Below are 21,475 nucleotides of genomic sequence, written 5' to 3' on the forward strand. Positions count from 1 at the left end.
GCGACGGCTTCGTCCTCGCCGAGGGCGCCGCCGTCCTCGTCATCGAGCGCGAGGACCTCGCCCGCGAGCGCGGCGCCCCCGGCGTCCGGCCGGCCAGGGCCGCGAGGAACGCCGCCAGGGCGGCGGCGCCGTCGGTGGCCGGCGGCTGCGTCGTCGGGGTGGTCGACGGCGGCGGGCCCTCGGGCTCGCGCGGGCGCTCGACCACCGTGAACGTCGCGGCGTGCGACGTGGGCGCCGACAGCGCGGACGACGAGACCCCGGCGTCGATCGTCCGCGCGCCGGGAGCGGCGTCGGGGTCGACGGTGGCCAGGAACACGAACGCGGCGGGGTCGTCGCCCGCGGGGATCGGGACGTCCCACGTCAGGCGCCGGCCCGAGACCGTCGGGGACGGCTCGCCGGGCGGCGTCGCCGCCGGGCTGAGGCCCGCGGGCAGCGTCACGGTCGTCGTGGCGGCGCCGCCGGCTCCGGCACCGGCGCCGCGGAGCGCGACCTGGACCAGCACGGGATCCCCCGGCGAGCCGGTGAGGGCGAGCGGCGCGACCGAGACGGAGCGCGACGAGAACGGCCCGCTGCGGGGCGGACCCGAGACGCCCTGGGTGGCGCTGACCTCGTCGTCGACGGGCGACGACTCGGCGGCGCTCGCGACGCGCACGATCGTCGTGGCGGCCACGAGCGCGGCGTCCGCGGGGACGGAGGCGTCGAGCTGGATCGGCGCGGCCTCGGTCCCGGCGGGGACCGCGGCGTCCCGGACGCATCGGTCGCCCTCGCAGCTCCAGCCGGTGCCGTGGAGCGTGCCGCCGAACGGACTCGTGACCGTGACCGTCGTCGGTCCCGGCGCCGCCGCGGCGCCGGCGTTGCGGACGTGGACCACGGTGCTCGCGGACGTGCCCGCGCGCAGGACGTCCGGGACGTCGATCCGGGCCGAGAGGTCGACGGGGCCCACGCCGGGCCCGGCGGGAACGCCGACGGTCCCGGTCGCGGCGTCCTCGGCGGGGACGTCGTCCCCGGCGGTCGCGGCGGTGGCCGTCACGGTCGCGGCCACGGCACGGCCGGGCGTCGTGCTGCGCCCGGTGACCCGCAGCGCGGGGAGCGTCGCCAGGGGGCCGGCCGTGCGGTCGGTCGTGCAGGTCGTGCCGCCGCACGTCCACCCGTCGCCCTCGGCGTCGAGCCCGACGCCGGAGGTCGGCGTCGAGAGGCGCACCGTCGTCGGACCGGACGTGGCGCCCGGGCCGTCGTTGCGGACCAGGACGCCGAGGCGGCGCGTCCCGCCGGGCGTCGCGGGAGCGAGGTCGGTGACCGCGGTGACGAGGTCGACGGCCGGACCGCCGACGCCCATGCTGACGCTGCCGCCGGCGTTGGACGCGTGGTCGGAAGGCGTGGGTGACACGACGGAGGCCGACCAGGCGCGCTGGCCGTCGGTCGGCGTCGGGACGCCGGGGGCGTCGTCGGTGAGCTGCAGGGCGGGCAGATCGCCGTCGCCCGGGAGGGCACCGGCGAACGTGCAGCGCCACGGGTCGCCGGACGCCGGTCCGGGCGCACACGCCCAGCCGTCGCCCGTCGCGCCGTCCACGCCGGAGATCGAGACCGCGACCGGTCCGGCGGCCGGGGTCCCGCCGACCGCGCGGACCCGCAGCCGTCCGCGGGCGACGCCGGAAGCGGGGACCGGGCGGAGGTCCTCGAACCACGTGGCGTACCGCGCCGTACCGGCGGCGGGGACGAGCGCCGGACGGTCGCTGCCGACGTCGTTGCCGGCGGGCGTCCCGGGGTCACCGGATGCGGTGGCCGTGACGCCGGCGCTCGGGAGCGACGACGACAGCGGGCCGGTGGTCGCGACGAGGGGCGGGGCGTCTGCTCCCGGCGCGAGCGCGTCCGCGTCCAGGCGGCACCGGTCGCCGCCCGCGGGGCAGGTCCAGCCGTCGCCGCCGAGCCGGATCGTGGTGTCCTGCGGGCCCGCGACCCGCACCTCGAGCGGCGCGCTCGTGGGCGCGGCGCCGAGGTTCCGCACCGCGACGAGATGCCGGACGGACGTCCCGGCCACGGCGGGCCCGCCGCCGGAGACTGCGACGGCGACGTCCGAGGCGGTGGTGCGGCCGCCGGTCACGGACGCGACGGCGGAGTCGTCCCCGGTGTCGCCGGGGCCGGACTCGACGCCGACCGTGGCCGTCCGGACCCGGTGGTCGAGCGGCGGGAACGCGGCCGGACTCCGGCGCAGGAGCAGGACTGGCGCCGCCTCACCGGGTCCGAGGGGCTGCGTGCGGACGCAGCGGTCGGACTTCTCCGGGCAGGTCCAGCCGTCGCCGGTGGCGGGTCCCGGGGAGTTTAGGCTCTCGATCAGATCCGCGACGCGCAGGCGGACGGGGCCGGGCGTCGGGCGCCCGCCGACGTTGACGACGCGGACCGCGAAGACCGCCTGGCCGGCCTTCGGCGGCAGCTCGGACGCGGCGACGGACAGCGAGAGGTCCGGGCCGGGGACGGTCCGCACCGGGAGGGTCGCCGAGGCGGTGGAGTTCGCCTCGACGGTGTCGTCGTCCGCGCGGCTCGACACGGTCGTCGACACGCCCGGCACGCCGCCGGTCGTCGCCTCCGGGAACCGGACGGGGATCGTGAGCGGCGGCAGCGCGTCGCCCGGCGCGAGTGAGCCGGCGTGGACACACGGCTCGCCGGTGTCGCACCGCCAGCCGTCCCCGGTCCCGATGGCGAGGGTCGCCGCCGGGCCGACGCGGGTGTCGGCCTCGATGGGGCCGGCGACGGGTTGGTCGCCGGCGTTGCGGACCCGGACGACGACCGATCGCGCGGCGCCCGCCGGGGCGGAGGCCAGGCTGTCGATGCTCGCCGTCAGGTCCCCGCCGGCGGCGACGGGGACGACGGACGTCCGTCCCTCGCCGGCGACCGCGTCGGCGGAGGACGCGCGGGTGAGCAGCCGGAAGGGCCCGCGGCCGTCGCCCGCGACCCGCAGCCGCAGGGGGACCTGCACGGAGCGGTCCGGCGTCAGGCCCCCGGCGATGGTGCACCGGGTCGGGAGCGCACAGGTCACGCCGGACCCGGGCGCGGCGGACTCGACCACGAGCCCGGGGGACGGGTCCAGGCGCAGGGCGACCGGACCGGTGATCACGCGATCCGTGGAGACGGACGCGGTCGCCGTGACCGTCGCGCCGCGGGCCGGACGGGAGCCCAGGGACGTCCCGGCGGCGAGCCGCGGACGCGTGCCGCGGGATGCGGGCACGGTCGCCGTCGAATCCGGGCTTCGCGTGAGCGAATCCTCGAGGGTGACGGACGACCGGAGGTCGTCCTCCGGGTCGCTGATCCGGTCCGGCACGATCGTCCCCCGCAGCCGCGGGAGGTGCCCCGACGCCGGGATCGGCCCGGCGTGGTGGCACGTGCCGATGCTGCATCGCCAGCCGTCGCCGTCGGTCCCGCGCCATCCCTGCGTCGCGACCGAGACCGGGCCGTCCATCGGGGCGGGGCGGGCGTTCTCGACCTCGTACTCCACCGCCCCCGGACGGCCGGCGGTCGCGGGGACGAGCTGCGCGAAGCGACCGGTGAGCTCGCGGGCGAACGCGCCCTGGGGAATCAGGACCCGGGCGGTGTTGTCGTCCAGGACGGCGTCGCCGCCCGGCGGGACCGACACGGTGGCGTCGACCGGCACACGGAAGAGGGCGGGGGCCGACGGGGTGGTCTTCCAGCGCAGACGCGGCAGCGTTCCCCCCGCCGGGATCGGGCCCCCGTGCGAGCAGATCGGGCCCCGTCCGATCGGTCCGGTGACGCAGGCCCAGCCGTCGCCCTCGAGCTGGAAGTCCGTCAGGAGCGCGGTCGTCGTCCGGATGACGATCGGCCCGGCGACCGGCTCGGCGCCCGAGTCGTGGACGATCATGTCCGGCCCCGTCGCCTCGCCGGCGCGGGACGGTCGGACGTCGTCGAACGTGAGGGTGACGTCGCCGGGCGGCACGCCGACGCCGATCGATGCCGTCGCGCTCGAGGTCGGCGTGGGATCGTCGCGCACCTCGCGGGCCCCGACCGACGCGGGGCCGGTCGCACCGTCGGCCGGCAGCGGCGCTCGGACGGTGATCGGCGGGAGCGCCGTCCCGGCGGCGGGCCCGGCGCTGCTCCGGCATCGCAGGGCGGAGGTGCAGATCCAGCCGGGGCCCTCGGCCCGCGACGAGCTCGGGCCGTCGATGGCGACGTCCACCGGCCCCGTCCGGTCGGTCGTGGTGTCGTTGGCGACGTTCACCGTGGCGGTCGCCGTCGCGCCGGCCGGTGCGTCATCGGGGAGCACGACGCCGACGCGCAGCGCCGCCGGGTCTCCCGCGGGGATCGACTCGAGGCCGGTCGCGGCGTCGTTGGCGGCGATCTCGTCGCCGGCGGTGCCGGCCGTCGCCACGAGGCCGGCCCCGACGACGGACGCGCTGGTCGTCGTGGTGCGGGCCTCCACCGCCAGTGGCGGCAGCGCCGAGCCGGGCGCCACGACCGCGTCGGTGGTGCACCGCTGGGCGTCCACCGTGCAGGTCCAGCCGTCTCCGGACACGGCGCCCCCGGGTCGGGAGTCGCCGCCGCTCCCCCCGAGGGGCACGCGCGCCAGTGCGACGCTGACGGGTCCGGAGGTCGGCCGGGTCCCCGCGTTGCGGACCCGGACGGCGAAGGGGACGAGGCTCCCGGCACGCCGGCCCGTCGGGGCGACGGACGTCGCCAGATCGGGACCGGGCGTCCTGCTGATCACCGCCGTCGCGCTCGCGCTGTCGTTGGTGTCCTCGAGGTCGGGACCCTCGCCGTCGTCGACCGTGGCGCTCAGCGTCGTCGGACCACCGGCGGGGAGGGCGGCGGAGAGCGGGGGCGCGTCGGCCCCCGCGAGCAGGGGGAGCACCAGGGTGCAGCGCCGGGAGAGCCCGTCGCAGAGCCAGCCGAGACCGGACGCGTCCGGCGCCGGCCCCGTGGCTCCGAACGTCACGGTCACCGGCGTGCGGGTGGGGGCGTACCCGAGGTTGCGGACGCGGACGTCGAACCGCCGGGGCGCGCCGTCCGTCGCGGGCTCCGGGGCGTTCAGCGTGACCGCGGCGTCGACCGCCGTGCGCTGGGTCTGCGGCTGGTCGGTGCCGCCACCGACCCCGATCGCCGGCGCCGGGACGTCGACCGACGTCGACACGCGCATCGTGGATCCGAGGTCGACCGGCGAGACGGTGCCCGAGACGACGAGCGCGGACGTCGCGGCCGGTGCCAGCGGGTCGGTCCGGCGACAGGTGGCCGTGGTGGCGATCCCCGGGGCCGCCGGGAAGGGATCGCAGGTCCAGCCGTCGCCGGCCACCACCGGGGAGCCGACGGAGTTCGCCGTGACGCGTACCGCGACCGGGCCGGAGGTCGCCGCGTCGCCGACGTTCTCCACGACGATCGGCACCGAGACGGGCCCGCCACGCGGCGCCGCGGGCGTGCTCTGGGCGGTCGCGAGGACCTCGGGAGCGGCCGAGGCGGTCGCGGGCAGGACGCCGAGCGCGATCGCGGTGGCCCCGACGAGCAGGGCGCCGGTGGCGCGGACGCGGGCTGGGTGTTCGGACCACGCGGGGTGACGGGACGGCACGGCTGCTCCTGGGGGGGGGACGTCGTACGCACGGCCGGACGACTGCTCTTGGATCGGCAGACGGCGGCCGGAGCTTGAGCGATTCGTCCGCCGGGCGGGAGCGGGCGCTCCGCGCGGCCGTTCGGGCTCCGGCCCCGTGCGGCCCCCGTCCGGGCGGGGCGGGGCGGCGGGCGGCACTAGACTGGCCCGTCGAATGTCCGTCCCGGCCTCCTCCTCCAACCCGCCCGCCGACGCCCCGTTCTTCCGCTCCCGATGGGTCGAGGTGCCGGACTCCGTCGTCGGGGTCGCCGATCGCGGGCTGCCGAAGGGGTTCCGGGCCGCCGGCGTGGCTGCGGGGATCAAGCCGTCGGGCGGGACCGACGTCGCGCTGCTGGTCTGCGACGCGCCGGATGCCGTGTCCGCCGCGCGCTTCACGCGCTCCGGGACGGCCGCGCCGCCGGTGCTGGTGACGAAGGACGAGTCGCGCCTGGACGCGCTGCGCGCCGTCGTCATCACCAGCGGCAACGCGAACGCCGGGACCGGGCGCGACGGGTTCACCACCGCGCGCCAGGTGCGGGCGGCCGCCGCGGAGGCCGCCGGGGTCGCCGAGGACCAGGTCGCCGTCTGCGCGACCGGGGTCATCGGGGTGCCGCTGCCGATGGACGTCGTGCCCCAGGGCATCGCCGCCGCGGGCGAAGTCCTCGCGGCCGACGGGGACGCCGACTTCCGCCGCGGCATCGAGACGACCGACCTCTTCCCGAAGACCGCGACCCTGACCGTCGCGCTGGAGGGCGGCGAGGTCACGCTGCACGCCGTCTGCAAGGGCGCCGGGATGATCCAGCCGAGCTTCGCGACGATGCTCTGCTTCATCACGACCGACGCGCGGCTGACCGCCGAGACCGCGGACCTGCTGCTCGGCGTCTGCGTCAAGCGCTCGTTCGACCGGATCTCGGTCGACGGGCAGCTCTCGACGTCCGACACGGCCGTCCTGATCGCCTCGGGCGCCAGCGGCGTGGCCGTCGAGCCCGGCACGCCGGACGAGCAGCGCTTCGGCCTGGCGCTCGACGCGCTGCTGCGGCAGCTCGCGCTGTTCATCGCCGCCGACGGCGAGGGCGCCCGCCGCGTCGGCCGGGTGACGGTCCGCGGCGCGGACGGCCCGGCGTGCGAGCGCGTCGCGCGCCAGGTCGCCAACAGCCCGCTCGTGAAGACCGCGCTCTACGGCGGCGACCCCAACTGGGGCCGCATCGTCCAGGCCGTCGGCGCGGTGCTGCCCGGCCCGGCGCTAAACCCCGTCGGCGTGCGGATCGCCGGCGTCGAGGTCTGCCGCGACGGCCAGGAGGTCGTCTTCGACCGCCCGGCCCTCGAGGTGCTCGTCAAGGACGTCGAGGTCGAGTACGACATCACGCTCGGGTCCAGCGCGCCGGGCCAGGACTTCGCGAACGAGACCGAGGTCTACTTCAGCGACCTCGGACACGAGTACGTGACGCTGAACGCCGAGTACACGACCTGAGGCAGGACCGGCCGACGTGGGCGCCCGCCCGCCGCGCACGTGTCCGAAATCGACAAGACGCCGCCCGCGGGTCGTCGTAGCGTCGTCCCCATGCCGATCGACCTCGCCGCCGCCGAGCGCTTCGTCCTCTCGACCGCCCGTCTGCTCGACCGCCACCGCCTCGCGCTGCTCCGTGGTACCGCGTCCCCCGGGCGCGTGCTCGAGGCGCTGCGCCCGTACCGCAACGACGACGGCGGGTTCGGCCACGCGCTGGAGCCCGACGTCCGCGGCCCCGGCAGCGAGCCGACCGCCGCGCTGCACGCGCTGGGGGTCCTCCACGAGGCCGGGCTCACGGCCGACCCGATGGTCGACGGGATCGCCGGCTGGGTCGACGCCGTCGCCGGCGAGGACGGCGGGGTGCCGTTCGTCGGCGCCACGACCGCGGACTTCCCGCACGCGCCGTGGATGGTGCCGTCCGACGGGGGCTCGCACCTGACCTTCGCGCTCGCCGCCGCGCTCGCGACGGCCCGGCCCGACGCTCCGTGGCTTGCCCGCGGGACCGCGTGGTGCTGGGACCGCCTGGAGCGGCCCGACGACCTCGGCGCCTACCTCGTGAAGTTCGCCCTCGTCTTCCTCGACGCCGTGCCCGACCGCGACCGCGCCGCGGAGACGGTCGGGCGTCTGCGCCCCCGGATCGGGGCGGACGGCACGATCTCCGTCGAGGGCGGCACCGCGGACGAGCGCCTGTCGCCGCTCGTCCTGTCGCCACGGCCCCGGACGCCCAGCCGGACGCTGTTCACCGACGCGCAGATCGAGCGCGACCTCGACGGGCTGGAGGCCGCGCAGCAGGAGGACGGCGGGTGGACCTTCGACTGGCTCGCCTGGGCGCCCGGGCAGACGACGGAGTGGCGCGGCGCCCTCACGGTCGACGCCCTCCGGACGCTCGCCGCGCACGGCCGCGTCGACCTCTGACCGGCGCGCGCCGCCCCCGGACCGCCCGTCCAGCAGGGCCTTTCCCGCGCTAGGGTGCCCCATGTGAACGCCCCCGACGCCCCGACGCCCGACGCCTCCCCGGGGCTCGGCGTGCGCGACGTCGGCACGCTGCTGGAGGCCCTGCCCTACATCCGGCAGTTCCGCGAGCGGACCGTCGTCATCAAGTACGGCGGCGCCGCGATGACCGATCCGGAGCTGCGCGAGGACTTCGCCCGCGACATCGCGCTCCTGAAGTACGTCGGCGTCAACGTCGTCGTCGTCCACGGCGGCGGCCCCGCGATCACCGAGTTCATGGGCCGCCTGGGCCTGCCCGTCGAGTTCCGCGGTGGCCTCAGGGTCTCCGACGAGGCCACCGTCGAGGTCGCGAAGATGGTCCTCGTCGGCAAGGTCAACAAGGACATCGTCGTCCGCATCGGCCGCCACGGCCAGCCCGCCGTCGGGCTCTCGGGCGACGACGGCAACCTCTTCAAGGTCGAGACGACGAAGGGCCCCGGCGGCGAGGACGTCGGGTTCGTCGGCCGCGTCACCCGCGTCGACACCGGCGTGATCGACCACATCGCGGAGGACTTCGTCCCCGTGATCGCGTCCGTCGGCTCCGACGAGTCCGGCCAGGCGCACAACGTCAACGCCGACGAGGCCGCCGCCGCCGTCGCCCGCGCACTCGGCGCGACCCGCCTGATCTTCCTCACCGACGTCGCCGGCTGGCTCGGCGACGTGGCCGACCCCGACTCGCTCGTGGTCCAGGCGACGACGGACGAGGTCGAGAGCGCCCTGGACTCGATCGCCGGCGGCATGCGCCCGAAGCTCCAGGCCTGCGTCGACGCGGTCCACTCCGGCGTGGGCGCCGCGTCGATCGTCGACGGGCGCAAACCGCACTCCGTCCTGCTGGAGCTGTTCACGGACGACGGCTGCGGCACCCAGATCCGGCCCGCGCGGTGAGCGCCGCGCCCCGGCCCGTGGGCGCCGCCCCGCCGGCCGACCACCCCCCTGTCACCGACGACAAGGCAGACGCATGAGCGACCCCCTGACCCTCGCCCAGCTCGAGGACATCGAGTCCCGCCACGTCCTGCGCAACTACGCCCGCCTGCCGGTCGCGGTCGAGTCCGGCGCCGACGTCTGGCTGCACACCGTCGACGGCCGCCGCGTCCTCGACCTGCTCTGTGGGCTCGGGGTCACGTCGCTCGGGCACGCCCATCCGGCGATCACGATGGCGATCCAGGAGCAGGCCGGGAAGCTCCTGCACACGAGCAACCTCGTCCACCTGCAGGGCCCGACGCGGCTCGCCGAGCGCCTGTCGAAGAGCTCGCTCGGCGGCGGCGTGCTGTTCCAGAACTCCGGGGCGGAGGCCAACGAGGCCGCGATCAAGCTCGCCCGCCGCCACAAGCGCGGCGGCGAGATCGTCTCGCTCTTCAACGGCTTCCACGGCCGCACCTACGGCGCGCTCTCGGCGACCCCGCAGGAGGCCAAGCAGGAGCCGTTCGCCCCGCTGGTCGCCGGCTTCCGCGCCGTCCCGCCGACGCCCGACGCCGTCCGCGACGCCGTCGGCGACGGCACCGCCGCGGTGCTGCTGGAGACGATCCAGGGGGAGAGCGGCGTGCTGCCGATCCCCGTCGAGGTGCTGCAGGCCGCCCGCGAGGCCTGCGACGCCCACGGCGCGCTCCTGATCGTCGACGAGGTCCAGTCCGGCATGGGCCGGACGGGCGACCTGTGGAGCTACGAGGCCTCAGGCGTCGTCCCGGACGCGATCACGGTGGCCAAGGCCCTGGCCAACGGCCTGCCGATCGGCGCGCTGGTCACGGCGCCACACCTCTACGACGTGCTGCAGCCGGGCGACCACGGCTCGACGTTCGCCGGCAACCCCCTCGCCTGCGCGGCCGCGCTCGCGGTCTTCGACGTCATGGAGCGGCCCGGGTTCCTCGAGCGCGTGAACGAGGCGGGCGCGCGGCTGCGCGCGGGACTCGAGGCCCTCCCGGACGTCGCGAACGTCCGCGGCCGCGGCCTGATGCTGGCCGCCGAGCTGACCCCGGACGCCGTCGGGCGCCACGGCAGCGCCGGCGAGCTGGCCCTGCGCCTGATCACCGACCACGACGTCTGGGTCAACGGCCCGACCCCGAGCGCCCTGCGCCTCCTGCCGCCGCTGACGATCCGCGACGAGCAGATCGACGAGGGCGTCGCCCGCCTCGCGGCGGGCCTCGCCGCGCGCTGACACCGGACCCCGCCAGGCCTGGCCTCCCCGGGACATCGCGTCCGCGTCTCGCCGGACGCGGCGCGACCCGGCCGGACGACGTCAGGCCGCCGACACCGGCGGCAGGTGGCCGATCCGGCGGGCCACCGTCGTCGCGGTGACGTCGACGATGTCGTCCAGCAGGTCGAGCACCGGCACGATGACGTCGGCGCCGAACTCGACGCGGGCCAGGTGCACGGCCTCGCCGCGTCGGCGGATGGCGTCGTCGAGCACGTCGGCGCCCGGATGGCCGTCGACCGACGGCCACCGGGGCGAGATCGGCGTCATCCCGGCGACCTGCTCGGCCAGCCGGTCGACGCCCGCGGCGCTCGGCGTGTTCCAGTGCCGGAAGCGCGGCTCCAGCGCCCGGCCGAGGTGCCGGACGGCCGCGCGGTGCCAGCCGCCGCCGAGCCGCTTCAGGACGTGCTCCCACGGCTCGCCGGGCTCGCCGATGATCTCCACGAGCGTCTCCCGCACGGCGCGGGGGAGGTCCTCGGGCTTCCGCGCGGCCCCGACCACGCCGACCGCGGCGGCCCGCAGCAGCTGCTCGCAGAACGCCTCCCAGGCGCCGAGCGCGAAGACGAGCGACGCGGCGGGCACCAGCCGGGCCCGCTCGTCGCGGGGGTCAGCCAGCGCGAGCAGGTCGCGGGGCCCGCTGACGAGTTCGGCGTACCGTGCACGCGCCTGCTGGATCGGGATCGGCTCCACGCCGCGGACGCTAGCGCCCGGGGCGGCGCCGGCGGCGCGGGGGACACCACGCCGTCGTCCGGCGGACGGATGGTCGGAGCTTCCCCCCACACGTCCCGGAGGGCTGGTACAACCCTCCCCGTCCGACGGTGTACAGCCGTCCCCACGACCTCCGGAGTCCTCATGCCGCAAGCCGGCGAACTGCTGTTCCTAGCCCCCAATGCCGCGAAGCACAGCCGCCTCACGGCCTTCTTCCGCTGGCTGATCGTCATCCCGCACGCGATCCTCTGGTTCTTCTACGGGATCGGCGCCGGCATCGCCGTGGTCATCGCGTGGTTCGCGCTGCTCTTCACCGGCCGCTACCCGGAGGGCCTCTACTCGTTCGTCAGCGGTTTCGTGCAGTTCAACGCGCGCTTCTACGCCTACGCGTACCTGCTGACCGACGTCTACCCGCCGTTCTCGGGCGGCCCGGACGAGAACTACCCGGTGCAGCTGCAGATCGGGCCCGCGAAGGAGTCCTACAGCCGCCTCTGGGTGCTGCTGCGCTTCATCCCGCTGATCGCGGTGTACATCATCAACTACGCGATCGGCATCGTCCTGGCCTTCGTGGCGTTCATCACCTGGGTGACCGTGATCTTCATCGGCCGGGTGCCGGACGGGCTCCACAACGCCCTCGCGTTCTGCATCTCGTACAACGTGCGCGCGGTGGCGTACGGCGCGCTGCTGGTCGAGCAGTTCCCGGCGTTCGAGACGGCCGGGACCGGCCCGGCCGCCCCGCCGGCCTCGCCGGCCACCTACTGAGCCGCGGTTGGCGCCGGAGGCCTCCGCCGCCCCGCCCGCCGCACGTCCCGCCGCCCGTGATCACGGGCGTTCCGGGGCGGGGCGGCACGCAGCGCCGTCGCCCGGGACCGCTACGGTCCCGGGCACATGGTGCTCGCCTCCGGAGGGACCGTCGCCATCGAGCTGGCGGGCATCCTCCTCCTCGTCCTCGCCAACGCGTTCTTCGTGGCCGCCGAGTTCGCCATCGCGCGCGTCCGCAGCAGCCAGATCGAGGACTGGGTCGCCGACGGCCGGCCCGGCGCGGCGTCCGTGCAGCACGCGGTGGAGCACATCGACTCCTACCTGGCGGCCTGCCAGCTGGGGATCACGCTGGCGTCGCTCGGGCTCGGCGCGTTCGGCGAGTCCGCGCTGCACGAGGTGCTGAAGCCGATCCTCGGCGACGGCGCCCGGATCGGCAGCGTCGGGCTGGCGGGGGTCCTCTCGTTCGCGCTGATCACGATGCTCAGCGTCGTGGTCGGCGAGCTGGCCCCCAAGAGCGCCGCGATCGCCCGCACCGACCGCGTGGTGCTGGCGACGATCCCGCCGCTGCGGATCTTCTTCCTGCTCACGCGCCCGGTCGTCCAGCTCTTCAACGGGATGGGCAACCTCCTGCTGAAGCCGTTCGGGATCCCGCCGGCCAGCGAGGCCGGCAGCTCGCCGTTCAGCCAGCGGGAGCTGCTGCAGATCGTCCGCGAGTCCGACGAGGGCGGGGAGATCAACCGGGTCGAGCGGCGCCTGACCGAGAACGTCTTCGAGTTCGACGACCGCCGCGTCCGCGAGGTCATGGTGCCCCGCCGCCGGGCCGTCGTCGCGTCCGACGCGCTGACGGTCGCGGAGGCCGCCGAGGTCGCGGTGCGGACGGGCGTCACCCGCCTGCCGCTGTGTCCGGAGGGTGCCGGTCTGGACGAGGTCGAGGGCGTCGTCCACGCGAAGGACCTGCTCGCGGCCCTGCTGCGCGACGAGCACCCGCCGCTGCACCAGATCGCGCGGCCCGTCGTCCGCGTCGGCGACGCGACCTTCGTGGGCGACGCGCTGCGGGAGATGCGCCGCGCCCGCCAGCACCTGGCGATCGCGATCGACGAGCACGGCACCGCCGTCGGGTTGGTCACGATCGAGGACGTGATCGAGGAGCTGGTCGGCGAGATCGAGGACGAGTTCGACCACGACGACGCCCGGCTGATGCGGGGCGACGGGGCCGACCTGATCGTCGACGGCGAGACGGGGATGCACGACCTGATGGTCCGCCTCGAGGGCGCCTCCCACGACCCGACCCGCGACCACGACTTCCACGAGGCCACCGTCGGCGGGCACCTGCTGGAGCTGCTCGGTCGGCTGCCGGAGCCCGGGAGCGAGCTCGAGCTGTTCGGGCACGCGGTGCGGGTGGAGCAGGTCGACGGCGGGCGGATCCGCCGGCTGCGGGTGCTGGGGGCGGGCACCGCGGACGAGGGCTGAGCGGCGCCGGGCCGGGGTCCTCCGACGAGCGACGAGCGGCGCGGGATCGGGGTCCTCCGGGAGCGTCCCGGGGCGGAGTCCGAACGCGCGTCGGCGCCGGTACCCTCCCTGCTCGTATGACCGACCAGCCCGCCACGCCCGATCCCTCCGCCGAGCACACCGAAGTACGACGCGTGGCGGATCCGGGCCGCACGCGGGTGGCTTCGTACCTCGCCGACAAGGACGAGGTCCGCAAGGTCCTCCTCCTGTACTCCGGCGGCCTCGACACGAGCGTCATGCTCAAGTGGATCCAGGACGAGTACCAAGCGGAGGTCGTGGCGCTGACCGTCGAGCTCGGCCAGCCGGGCGAGGACTACGACGAGGTCACGGCGAAGGCCCGCACCCTCGGCGCGGTCGAGGCGATCGTGCACGACGCCCGCGAGGAGTTCGCGACCGGCTACGTGATCCCCGCGATCAAGGCGAACGTCAACTACGGCGACGGCTACCCGGCGTTCACGTCGCTCGGCCGCCCGCTGATCGCGAAGCTCGCCTGCGAGTACGCCCGCGAGCACGGCTGCGACACGATCGCCCACGGCTGCACCGGCAAGGGCAACGACCAGGTCCGCATCGAGGCGACGATCGCCACGCTCGCGCCCGAGCTCAAGGTCATCGCCCCGGTCCGCTCCTGGGCGATGGGGCGCGACGAGGAGATCGCCTACGCCCGCGAGCACAACATCCCGATCAAGAACACGCCCGAGGGCGCACCGGCGCCGTACTCGATCGACGACAACCTCTGGGGCCGCTCCTCCGAGGGTCGCTGGATCGAGGACCTCGGCCACGCCCCGGACGACGACGTCTTCCAGCTCGTCACGCGCCCGGAGGAGGCCCCGGACGAGGCCGAGACCGTCGCCATCACCTTCGAGGCCGGCGTGCCGGTCGCGCTGGACGGCCAGCGGATGGAGATCGTCGACCTGCTGCTCGAGGTCGCGCGCCTGGGCTGCAAGCACGGCGTCGGCATCCTCGACCACATCGAGGACCGCATCGTCGGCCTGAAGGTCCGCGACATCTACGAGGTCCCGGCCGCGGCGATCATCCTGCCGGCGCACAAGGAGCTCGAGCGCCTGGTCGGCACGATCCACCAGAACCAGTTCAAGCCGGGTCTGGACCAGAAGTGGGCCTACCTCGTGTACGCCGGCCTCTGGTGGGAGCCGCTGCGCACCGACATCCAGGCCTACATCGAGCACGTGAACCTCCGCGTCACGGGCACGATCGGCATGAAGCTCTACAAGGGCTCGGCGCGCGTCGTCACCCGCGAGTCGCCGAACGCCGTCTACGACGCCCAGCTCGCGTCGTTCTCGCACTCCGGCGGCCTGTTCGCGCAGGACGCCTCCCCGGGCTTCATCGAGCTGTGGTCGCTGCAGTCGCGCCTGGCGTGGCAGCTGGCCAACGGCAAGATCGACACGGGCACCGGCACCGAGGCCTGAGCCCGCAGCACCTCTCCCGGGACCGGCGTGCGCGTGCACGCCGGCGCCCGGGGACGGGCGGGATCGTCGGCTACAGTCTGGCCGATGCGCAGATCGGAACGGGGCTTCTACACGCTGCTCGGCTGGGCCACCTGGAAGGCCGCCAAGTGGTACGTCGCCAAGCGCCTCGGGCTGCGCCGCAAGGCGAAGAAGGGCGCGGTCGTCCTCGCGCTGGTCGCCGCGGGCGGCGGCGCGTTCGCGGTCGCCCGCTCGCGCCAGGGCCAGAACCCCGGCGCCTGAGGTCCCGCCGGTGTACCTGCGCACCACCGTCGACCGCGAGCCCGCCGCCCGCGGCGACGCCCCGATGCCCGCCGCCGGCCCGCTGGCCCGAGCGGCGGAGCTCGAGCTGCGGCTGCGCGAGGAGTCGCTGCGCCGCGAGCGCGCGGAGGCCCGCGCCCAGAACGCGGAGGCGATGGCCGACGTCTCGTCGGCCCGCGTCGCGCTGCTCGAGGCCCGCGCGGCCGCGACGGCGGGCGCCCGGGCCGCGGACGTGCGCGAGCGCGACGCGCTGATCGCCACGCTCCGCCGCGGGCTGACGGAGCTGGGTGAGGAGCTCGACGCGGTCCGCGCGCTGGCCACGACCCGCGAGGAGCACCGGGGCCCGGAGGCGGCGTTCGACGACGCCCGCCGCGCGATCCGGACCCGCAGTGCGCTGGACCCGTCGATCCGCATGGGCGAGCTGGCCCGTGGCGCCCGCGAGCTGCTCGCGGGCGGCCGGCTGGAGGCCGCCGACGAGGTCATCCGCGGCCTCGAGGACGCCGCGGAGCGGCTCCGCGCGCAGGCCCCGCCCGCCACCGACGGCTGAGTTCCCCGCTCGTTGCAGGGGGTCCTCGGCGGCGCCCCGCGGCGCCCGCCCGCCGCGGCCCGAGGACCTCGCGCGACGTCCGGCCCGGCACCTATCGTGGGGTCCGTGAGTTCCGGTTCCTGCGTCCACCTGCACGTCCACTCCGAGTACTCGCTGCTCGACGGCCAGCCGAACATCGGCAAGCTCGTCAAGCGCGCGGCGGAGCTCGACCAGCCCGCCATCGGGCTGACGGACCACGGCGTCATGAACGGCGTCGTGGAGCTGTACAAGGCGGCGAACAAGGAGGGCATCAAGCCCGTCATCGGGTGCGAGCTCTACCTCGTCGACGACCACGCGTCGAAGGACAAGGTCAAGCCGAACCACCTCACGGTGATCGCGCAGTCGACCGAGGGCTACAAGAACCTCATGCGGCTCTCGTCGCTCGGCTTCACGGAGGGCATCCGTCGCGGCAAGCCGTGCGTCGACCTCGAGCAGATGAGCCAGAACGGCTCGGGCCTGATCGTGCTGACCGGCTGCCTGGCGTCGCGGATGTGCACGACGCTCGCCGACGACGACGTCGACGGCGCGCGGGCACACGTGGACCAGCTGTTCAACGTGGTGGGCAAGGACAACGTCTACTTCGAGGTCCAGAAGAACGGCATCGACCTGCAGGACAAGTGCAACGAGGGCATCGTCCGGATCGCGCGGGAGACGGGCCGCCCGCTGGTCGGCACGACCGACGTGCACTACCTCCACAAGCACGACTACGACACGCACGAGGCCCTCCTCTGCGTGCAGACCCAGTCGACGCTGGCCAACCCGAAGATGTCGTTCTCGACCAACGAGTTCTACGTCAAGAGCACCGAGGAGATGGCCTCCCAGTTCGCGGAGTGGCCCGACGCCATCCCGACGACGCTGGAGATCGCCGAGCGCTGCGACGTCCACATCCCGCTGGGCGAGGGCTCGCTGCTGCCGCGCTTCCTGCCGGACGGCGAGGACGAGCAGGCCTACCTCGAGGAGCTCGTCCTCGACGGCCTCCGCGTCCGCTACGGCGACCCGGTCCCCGCCGCCGCCCGCGAGCGCGCGGACATGGAGCTCGCGGTCATCAACAAGATGGGCTACGACGCCTACTTCCTGATCGTCCACGACTTCGTGAAGTGGTCCAAGGACCACGACATCTCCGTCGGCCCGGGCCGTGGCTCCGCGGCCGGCTCGATCATCGCCTACTCGCTGGGCATCACCGACCTGGACCCGCTCAAGTACGACCTGCTCTTCGAGCGCTTCCTCAACCCGGACCGCGTGTCGATGCCGGATATCGACATCGACTTCTCGGTTCGCGGCCGGGAGGAGGTCATGAAGTACGTGACCGACAAGTACGGCCGCGAGTGCGTCGCGCAGATCGTCACGTTCGGCCGGATGCTCCCGCGCAACGCGACGAAGGACTCCGCCCGCGTCCAGGGCTTCGACTACGCCACGGGCGACCGCCTGGCGAAGCTCATCCCCGACCCGATCATGGGCAAGACCCCGCCGCTGGAGAAGTGCCTCGCCGAGGGCACCGAGCTGCGCGCCGCCTACGACTCCGACCCGATCGCCAAGCAGGTCCTCGACGTCGCCATCGGTCTCGAGGGCACCGTCCGCAACGCCGGCATCCACGCCGCCGCCGTCGTCATCTCCGACCGCGACCTGTCGTCGGTCGTGCCGATCCAGATCACGGACTCCAAGACCGTCGACGAGCGCGGCGAGAAGATCTACAAGCGCGTCACGCAGTTCCCGATGGGGCCGATCGAGGAGCTCGGCCTGCTGAAGATGGATTTCCTGGGCCTCAGGAACCTCGACGTGATCCAGGACGCCCTGAAGATCATCGAGAAGTCGTCCGGCGAGAAGATCGACATCGGCGAGATCCCGCTCGACGACCGGCCGACCTACGAGATGCTCGCCAAGGGCGACTCGGTCGGGGTCTTCCAGTTCGAGTCCGAGGGCATGCGCAAGGCGATGCGCCAGGTCAACCCGACGGAGTTCGACGACCTGATCGCCCTCGTGGCGCTCTACCGCCCGGGCGCCATGGACCAGATCCCGACGTACGCGGCGGGCAAGCACGACCCCAACACGATCCGCATCCCGGACCCCCGGCTGACGCCGATCATCGGGCCGACCAAGGGCGTCATCCTCTACCAGGAGCAGTCGATGCGGATCGCCCGCGACCTGGCGGGGTTCACGCCGGGGCAGGCGGACGACCTCCGCAAGGCGATCGGCAAGAAGCAGCTCGACAAGATGGCGAAGCTCGAGCCCGCCTTCCGCGAGGGCTGCCTGCAGTCGGGCACCGACGGCGGCGTGGTCGACTGGCTCTGGCAGACGAACCTCAACGCCGCCAACTACTCGTTCAACAAGTCGCACGCGGCGTGCTACGGCCTGGTCTCGTACCGCACGGCCTGGCTCAAGGCCAACTACCCGGCCGAGTACATGGCGGCCCTGCTCTCGTCGGTGATGTCGACGAAGGACAAGGTCCCGTTCTTCCTCAACACGTGCGACGAGATGCGGATCCCGGTGCTGCCGCCGGACGTCAACGAGTCCGACCACGAGTTCACCGTCCACGACGGGGCGATCCGCTTCGGACTCGACGCCGTCAAGGGCGTCGGCCACTCGGCGGTCGAGGCCATCAAGGCCGCGCGCGAGGACGGCCCGTTCGTCTCGCTCTGGGACTTCTGCGAGCGCGTCGACCACAAGTCGGTCAACGGCAAGGCCCTGGACTCGCTGATCCGCTGCGGCGCGTTCACGTCGACCGGCGCGCCCCGCAAGGGCATGCTGGCGATCGTCGACGACGCCCAGCAGGTCGGCAAGAAGGTCCAGCAGGACGCCGCCGCCGGCCAGGGCTCGATCTTCGACTTCGGCGACGACACCGCCGACGGTGGAAGCGATCCCACCCGCCCCGGCAAGGTCTCGACGCACCCGCCGATCCCGACGGTCGAGTTCGACCAGCGCGAGCTGCTGGCGATGGAGAAGGAGGTCATCGGCCTCTTCCTCTCCGCCCACCCGCTCAAGGACGTCCGCGACGCGCTGGCGAAGAAGACCGAGTGCGGCCTCGCCGACCTGCGCTCGCGGCCGCACGACTCGTGGATCCAGGTCGGCGGTATCGTCGCCGACATCCGCCGGATCAACACCCGCAAGGGCGACGTCATGCTGCGCGGGGTGCTGGAGGACACCGACGGGTCGGTCGACATCGTCGTCTTCCCGAAGGGCACCCCGGAGCTCGAGCCGATCCTCCAGCCCGACGCCGTCGTGCTGGTCCGGGGCCGGGTCGACCTCAAGGACGACGAGCGCGCGACGGTCCTCGTCAACTCCGCCAAGGTCTTCGAGCCGACGGAGAAGGAGATGGCCGCGGCCGCCGGCGCCGCCGACGAGCGCCGGGCGGAGCAGGTCGCGGCCGCCGCGCCGACCGAGCTCTTCGTCCGGGTCGACGGGTCCGCGATCCGCGAGTCCGCCCTCGGCCGGCTGAAGCACCTGCTCCAGGACCATCGCGGGGACGCCGCGGTGGTGCTGACGATCAACACGACGTCGGGCCCGCGGACGCTGCGCCTGGGCGCGGACTTCCGGGTCGCCCCGAACGCGACGCTGCAGATGGAGCTCGAGCGCCTCTTCGGCGCCGGAGCGCTGACGGCCGGCGCTCCGCCGGCCGCGGCGGTCGCGGGCGTCGAGGGCACGCCGCAGCCCGTCGCGGCCTGAGGGCGGTCGCCTCGGCCCGGGGCGACCCTCCAACATCCGTCGAGTGGTCTGGTCACCGGTGGACGGTGGCGCCGTACGCGGCCGACGAGACGGGGGAGCGGTGACCCACCGCGCCCTCTGCCTCGGAGCTGGACCATGTCCCCCAACGCCCTTCGTCACCCCGCGCTCGTCGTCAGCGTCGTCGCCGCCCTGGGGACCGCGACCGTCGCGCCGGCGGCGGCCGTCGCCGCGACCCACGACGCGTCCGCGCCGACCTCCGTCGCGAGCCGCGGCCTGCTGGACGGGCTTCTCGGCGGCCTGACGGCGCCGCTGACCACCGTCCTCACGACGCTGACGACGAACCCGACGGCAGTGCTCTCGCCGACGACGATCACGACGCTCCTGACCGAGATCCCGAAGGTCACGGCCGAAACGGTCGGCGGGATCCTCGACGTCCTGACCCCGGCGCAGCTCGCCGCGCTGGTCAGCGACCCGACGACGATCGCCAGCCCCACGGCCCTGACCACCCTGCTCGGCGGCCTCCTCGACACCGTCACGGGCCTGACCCAGGGCGTGACCGCCGGCGGCACCTCGGTGCCGTCCGCGACCGACGTCGGCTCCGTCCTCTCGCAGCTGCAGGCGCTGCTCGCCGGCGGCGTGCCGTCCACGGCGGCCGGCCAGACGGCCCTGGTCGGCATCCTCGACCAGGTCACCGGGCTGCTGGGCCTGCCGGCCGTCAAGGACCTGCCGATCGTCGGCGACCTCCTCACCACCCTGCGCGGCCTCGGCAGCGCGCTCCCCGCACCGCTGTCCACCGCGGTCACCGGCCTCATCGACGCGGTCGCGGGGACCGGCGGCACGGGCACCGGGACCGGGACGGGCACCGGGGGGACCGGGACCGGCACCGGCGTCGACGCCGGAGCGCTGGCGAGCCTGCTCGGTCTGCTGGGTCTCGGCGGCGCGACCGGCGGGACGGGCGCGAGCGGCTCCGGCTCCGCCGCCAAGCCCACGACGTCCACGACCACCGCGGCCAAGAAGGTCGCCCGCGCCCGCATCGTCTCCGTCACGGTCTCCAAGACCCGCAAGCGCGTCGTGCTCCGCGTGAGCTGCCCGGCGACCGCGCCCGCCGCGGGCTGCAAGGTCAAGCCGTCCGTCAAGCTCGGCGGCCGCGCGGTGAAGGTCGCGAAGACGGCGACCGTCCGCCGCGGGGCGACCCGCTCCCTCAAGGCGAAGGTCCCCGCGTCGCTGGCGAAGAAGATCCGCGCCAAGGGCGGCCGGGTCGTCGTCCGCGTGTCGACGACGGGCGCGACGGCCGGCGCCGTCACGAAGACGGTCAAGGTCCGGCGCGCCGCGCGCTGACGCGCGGCGCCGGACACCGGCGCCCGGCTCGGGCCCGGAGGGTGGTGGCGTCCCGGCACGGGCGCCAGGCGGTCGGCGTCCGGTGCGAGCACCGCGGGCGGTGACGGCCCCGCGCGTGCGCCGAGCGGTCCCCGGCCGAAGGACCGGGCCCGTGGATCCTCGAGGCGTCCACCGGTGTCCGCCCCGCCGGTCGGTCATCCGTCGAAGCTGTGTGCGCAAGCACACAAGGACGCGGGGTGTGGCCGACGACACGGGGGAGCGCGGCACCCGCCGCAACACCACCCCGGAGAGAGGTCCCAGATGCCCACGAACGCCCTGCGCCACCCCGCCCTCGTCGTCAGCGTCATCGCCGCGGTCGGGACGGCCACGGTGGCCCCGGCCGCCGTCGCCGCGAGCCACGCCCCGCCAGCCGTCGTCCAGACCCAGGACCTCGGCGGCCTCATCGGCGGCCTGCTGGGCGGCGTGACGACCCTGACGGGCAGCGTCGCCGGACTCGTCGACCAGCTCGTCGCCGGCACGCTGCCGGGGATCCTGCCCGCCAACACGATCCGCACGCTGATCACCACCCTCGTCGGGGCCCCCGTCGCGGCGGTCACCGAGATCCTCGACCTGCTGTCGCCGTCGCAGATCATCCAGATCGTCAGGCAGGGCCCGATCGCCGCGACCTCGCAGCTCCTGCAGGGCGTCCTCTCCACGGTCACGAAGCTCACCAGCGCTTTGGTCGCCGGCGTGGCGCAGCTGCCGCTGGTCGGCGACGCCTACGACCGCCTCAAGGCCATCCTCGAGGGCGGCATCCCGACCGCCGCGGACGCGCTGAAGACCCTCGTCGGGGTGCTCGACGAGCGCGGACTCCACCTCGAACGGGCCGATCCGGTACGCGGACGACGTGATGACGTCGTCGTCGCGGCCCTCGAACCAGAGG

Annotated in this window: 13 protein-coding genes and 1 pseudogene; 12 read left to right on the plus strand and 2 right to left on the minus strand. The window is 74.9% G+C overall.

Going from position 1 to position 21,475, the window contains the following annotated elements:
* The coding region (locus tag AB0L40_RS17655) for a hypothetical protein (RefSeq protein ID WP_364357306.1) at nucleotides 1-5,566 on the minus strand (5,566 nt) is incomplete at its 3' end.
* Nucleotides 5,567-5,759: 193 nt separating this feature from the next.
* Between AB0L40_RS17655 and argJ the strand changes: the two genes are divergently transcribed.
* From argJ to AB0L40_RS17675, 4 genes are all read left to right on the plus strand, one after another.
* The gene (gene argJ / locus AB0L40_RS17660) at nucleotides 5,760-7,055 is read left to right on the plus strand and encodes a bifunctional glutamate N-acetyltransferase/amino-acid acetyltransferase ArgJ (RefSeq protein ID WP_364357309.1); all 1,296 of its coding nucleotides are present in this window, start codon (nucleotides 5,760-5,762) and stop codon (nucleotides 7,053-7,055) included.
* A gap of 90 nt (nucleotides 7,056-7,145) precedes the next feature.
* Nucleotides 7,146-8,006 (plus strand): hypothetical protein, encoded by an 861-nt coding sequence (locus AB0L40_RS17665; protein WP_364357312.1) that lies wholly within the window; start codon nucleotides 7,146-7,148, stop codon nucleotides 8,004-8,006.
* Nucleotides 8,007-8,069: 63 nt separating this feature from the next.
* Complete coding sequence (argB, locus tag AB0L40_RS17670; protein WP_364357315.1) at nucleotides 8,070-8,966, plus strand: acetylglutamate kinase; 897 nt, start codon at nucleotides 8,070-8,072, stop codon at nucleotides 8,964-8,966.
* A 73-nt stretch (nucleotides 8,967-9,039) separates the two neighbouring features.
* On the plus strand, nucleotides 9,040-10,233 hold the full coding sequence (locus tag AB0L40_RS17675; RefSeq protein WP_364357318.1) for an acetylornithine transaminase: 1,194 nt from the start codon (nucleotides 9,040-9,042) through the stop codon (nucleotides 10,231-10,233).
* An 81-nt stretch (nucleotides 10,234-10,314) separates the two neighbouring features.
* On the opposite strand, the gene AB0L40_RS17680 is transcribed toward AB0L40_RS17675, so the two are convergent.
* Nucleotides 10,315-10,959 (minus strand): hypothetical protein, encoded by a 645-nt coding sequence (locus AB0L40_RS17680; RefSeq protein ID WP_364357321.1) that lies wholly within the window; start codon nucleotides 10,957-10,959, stop codon nucleotides 10,315-10,317.
* Between the two features lie 162 nt (nucleotides 10,960-11,121).
* On the opposite strand from AB0L40_RS17680, the gene AB0L40_RS17685 reads away from it, so the two are divergent.
* The 8 genes and pseudogenes from AB0L40_RS17685 to AB0L40_RS17720 form a co-directional block, all read left to right on the plus strand.
* The gene (locus AB0L40_RS17685; RefSeq protein WP_364357324.1) at nucleotides 11,122-11,739 is read left to right on the plus strand and encodes a DUF4389 domain-containing protein; all 618 of its coding nucleotides are present in this window, start codon (nucleotides 11,122-11,124) and stop codon (nucleotides 11,737-11,739) included.
* A 126-nt stretch (nucleotides 11,740-11,865) separates the two neighbouring features.
* A complete protein-coding gene (locus AB0L40_RS17690) occupies nucleotides 11,866-13,209 on the plus strand; it encodes a hemolysin family protein (RefSeq protein WP_364357327.1) in 1,344 nt (447 codons plus the stop codon).
* Nucleotides 13,210-13,325: 116 nt separating this feature from the next.
* Entirely contained in the window at nucleotides 13,326-14,672 is a 1,347-nt protein-coding gene (locus tag AB0L40_RS17695) for an argininosuccinate synthase (RefSeq protein WP_364357330.1), read from the plus strand.
* An 84-nt stretch (nucleotides 14,673-14,756) separates the two neighbouring features.
* The gene (locus AB0L40_RS17700; protein ID WP_364357333.1) at nucleotides 14,757-14,951 is read left to right on the plus strand and encodes a hypothetical protein; all 195 of its coding nucleotides are present in this window, start codon (nucleotides 14,757-14,759) and stop codon (nucleotides 14,949-14,951) included.
* A 10-nt stretch (nucleotides 14,952-14,961) separates the two neighbouring features.
* Entirely contained in the window at nucleotides 14,962-15,516 is a 555-nt protein-coding gene (locus AB0L40_RS17705) for a hypothetical protein (protein ID WP_364357336.1), read from the plus strand.
* A 105-nt stretch (nucleotides 15,517-15,621) separates the two neighbouring features.
* Nucleotides 15,622-19,215, plus strand: a complete 3,594-nt coding sequence (gene dnaE, locus AB0L40_RS17710; RefSeq protein ID WP_364357339.1) for a DNA polymerase III subunit alpha — start codon at nucleotides 15,622-15,624, stop codon at nucleotides 19,213-19,215.
* Nucleotides 19,216-19,350: 135 nt separating this feature from the next.
* Complete coding sequence (locus tag AB0L40_RS17715) at nucleotides 19,351-20,553, plus strand: hypothetical protein (RefSeq protein WP_364357342.1); 1,203 nt, start codon at nucleotides 19,351-19,353, stop codon at nucleotides 20,551-20,553.
* 300 nt (nucleotides 20,554-20,853) lie between these two features.
* Nucleotides 20,854-21,475, plus strand: a pseudogene (locus AB0L40_RS17720) (hypothetical protein); the annotation flags it as partial.

It is taken from the genome of Patulibacter sp. NPDC049589, from assembly GCF_040675535.1.
Lineage (GTDB): Bacteria > Actinomycetota > Thermoleophilia > Solirubrobacterales > Solirubrobacteraceae > Patulibacter.

What these genes read in the sequence shown, in the direction of transcription:
- AB0L40_RS17715 (WP_364357342.1), top strand. Translation starts at nt 19,351, where the DNA reads ATGTCCCCCAACGCCCTTCGTCACCCCGCGCTCGTCGTCAGCGTCGTC.
- AB0L40_RS17695 (WP_364357330.1), top strand. Translation starts at nt 13,326, where the DNA reads ATGACCGACCAGCCCGCCACGCCCGATCCCTCCGCCGAGCACACCGAA.
- argJ (WP_364357309.1), top strand. Translation starts at nt 5,760, where the DNA reads ATGTCCGTCCCGGCCTCCTCCTCCAACCCGCCCGCCGACGCCCCGTTC.
- AB0L40_RS17685 (WP_364357324.1), top strand. Translation starts at nt 11,122, where the DNA reads ATGCCGCAAGCCGGCGAACTGCTGTTCCTAGCCCCCAATGCCGCGAAG.
- AB0L40_RS17690 (WP_364357327.1), top strand. Translation starts at nt 11,866, where the DNA reads ATGGTGCTCGCCTCCGGAGGGACCGTCGCCATCGAGCTGGCGGGCATC.
- AB0L40_RS17675 (WP_364357318.1), top strand. Translation starts at nt 9,040, where the DNA reads ATGAGCGACCCCCTGACCCTCGCCCAGCTCGAGGACATCGAGTCCCGC.
- AB0L40_RS17700 (WP_364357333.1), top strand. Translation starts at nt 14,757, where the DNA reads ATGCGCAGATCGGAACGGGGCTTCTACACGCTGCTCGGCTGGGCCACC.
- AB0L40_RS17665 (WP_364357312.1), top strand. Translation starts at nt 7,146, where the DNA reads ATGCCGATCGACCTCGCCGCCGCCGAGCGCTTCGTCCTCTCGACCGCC.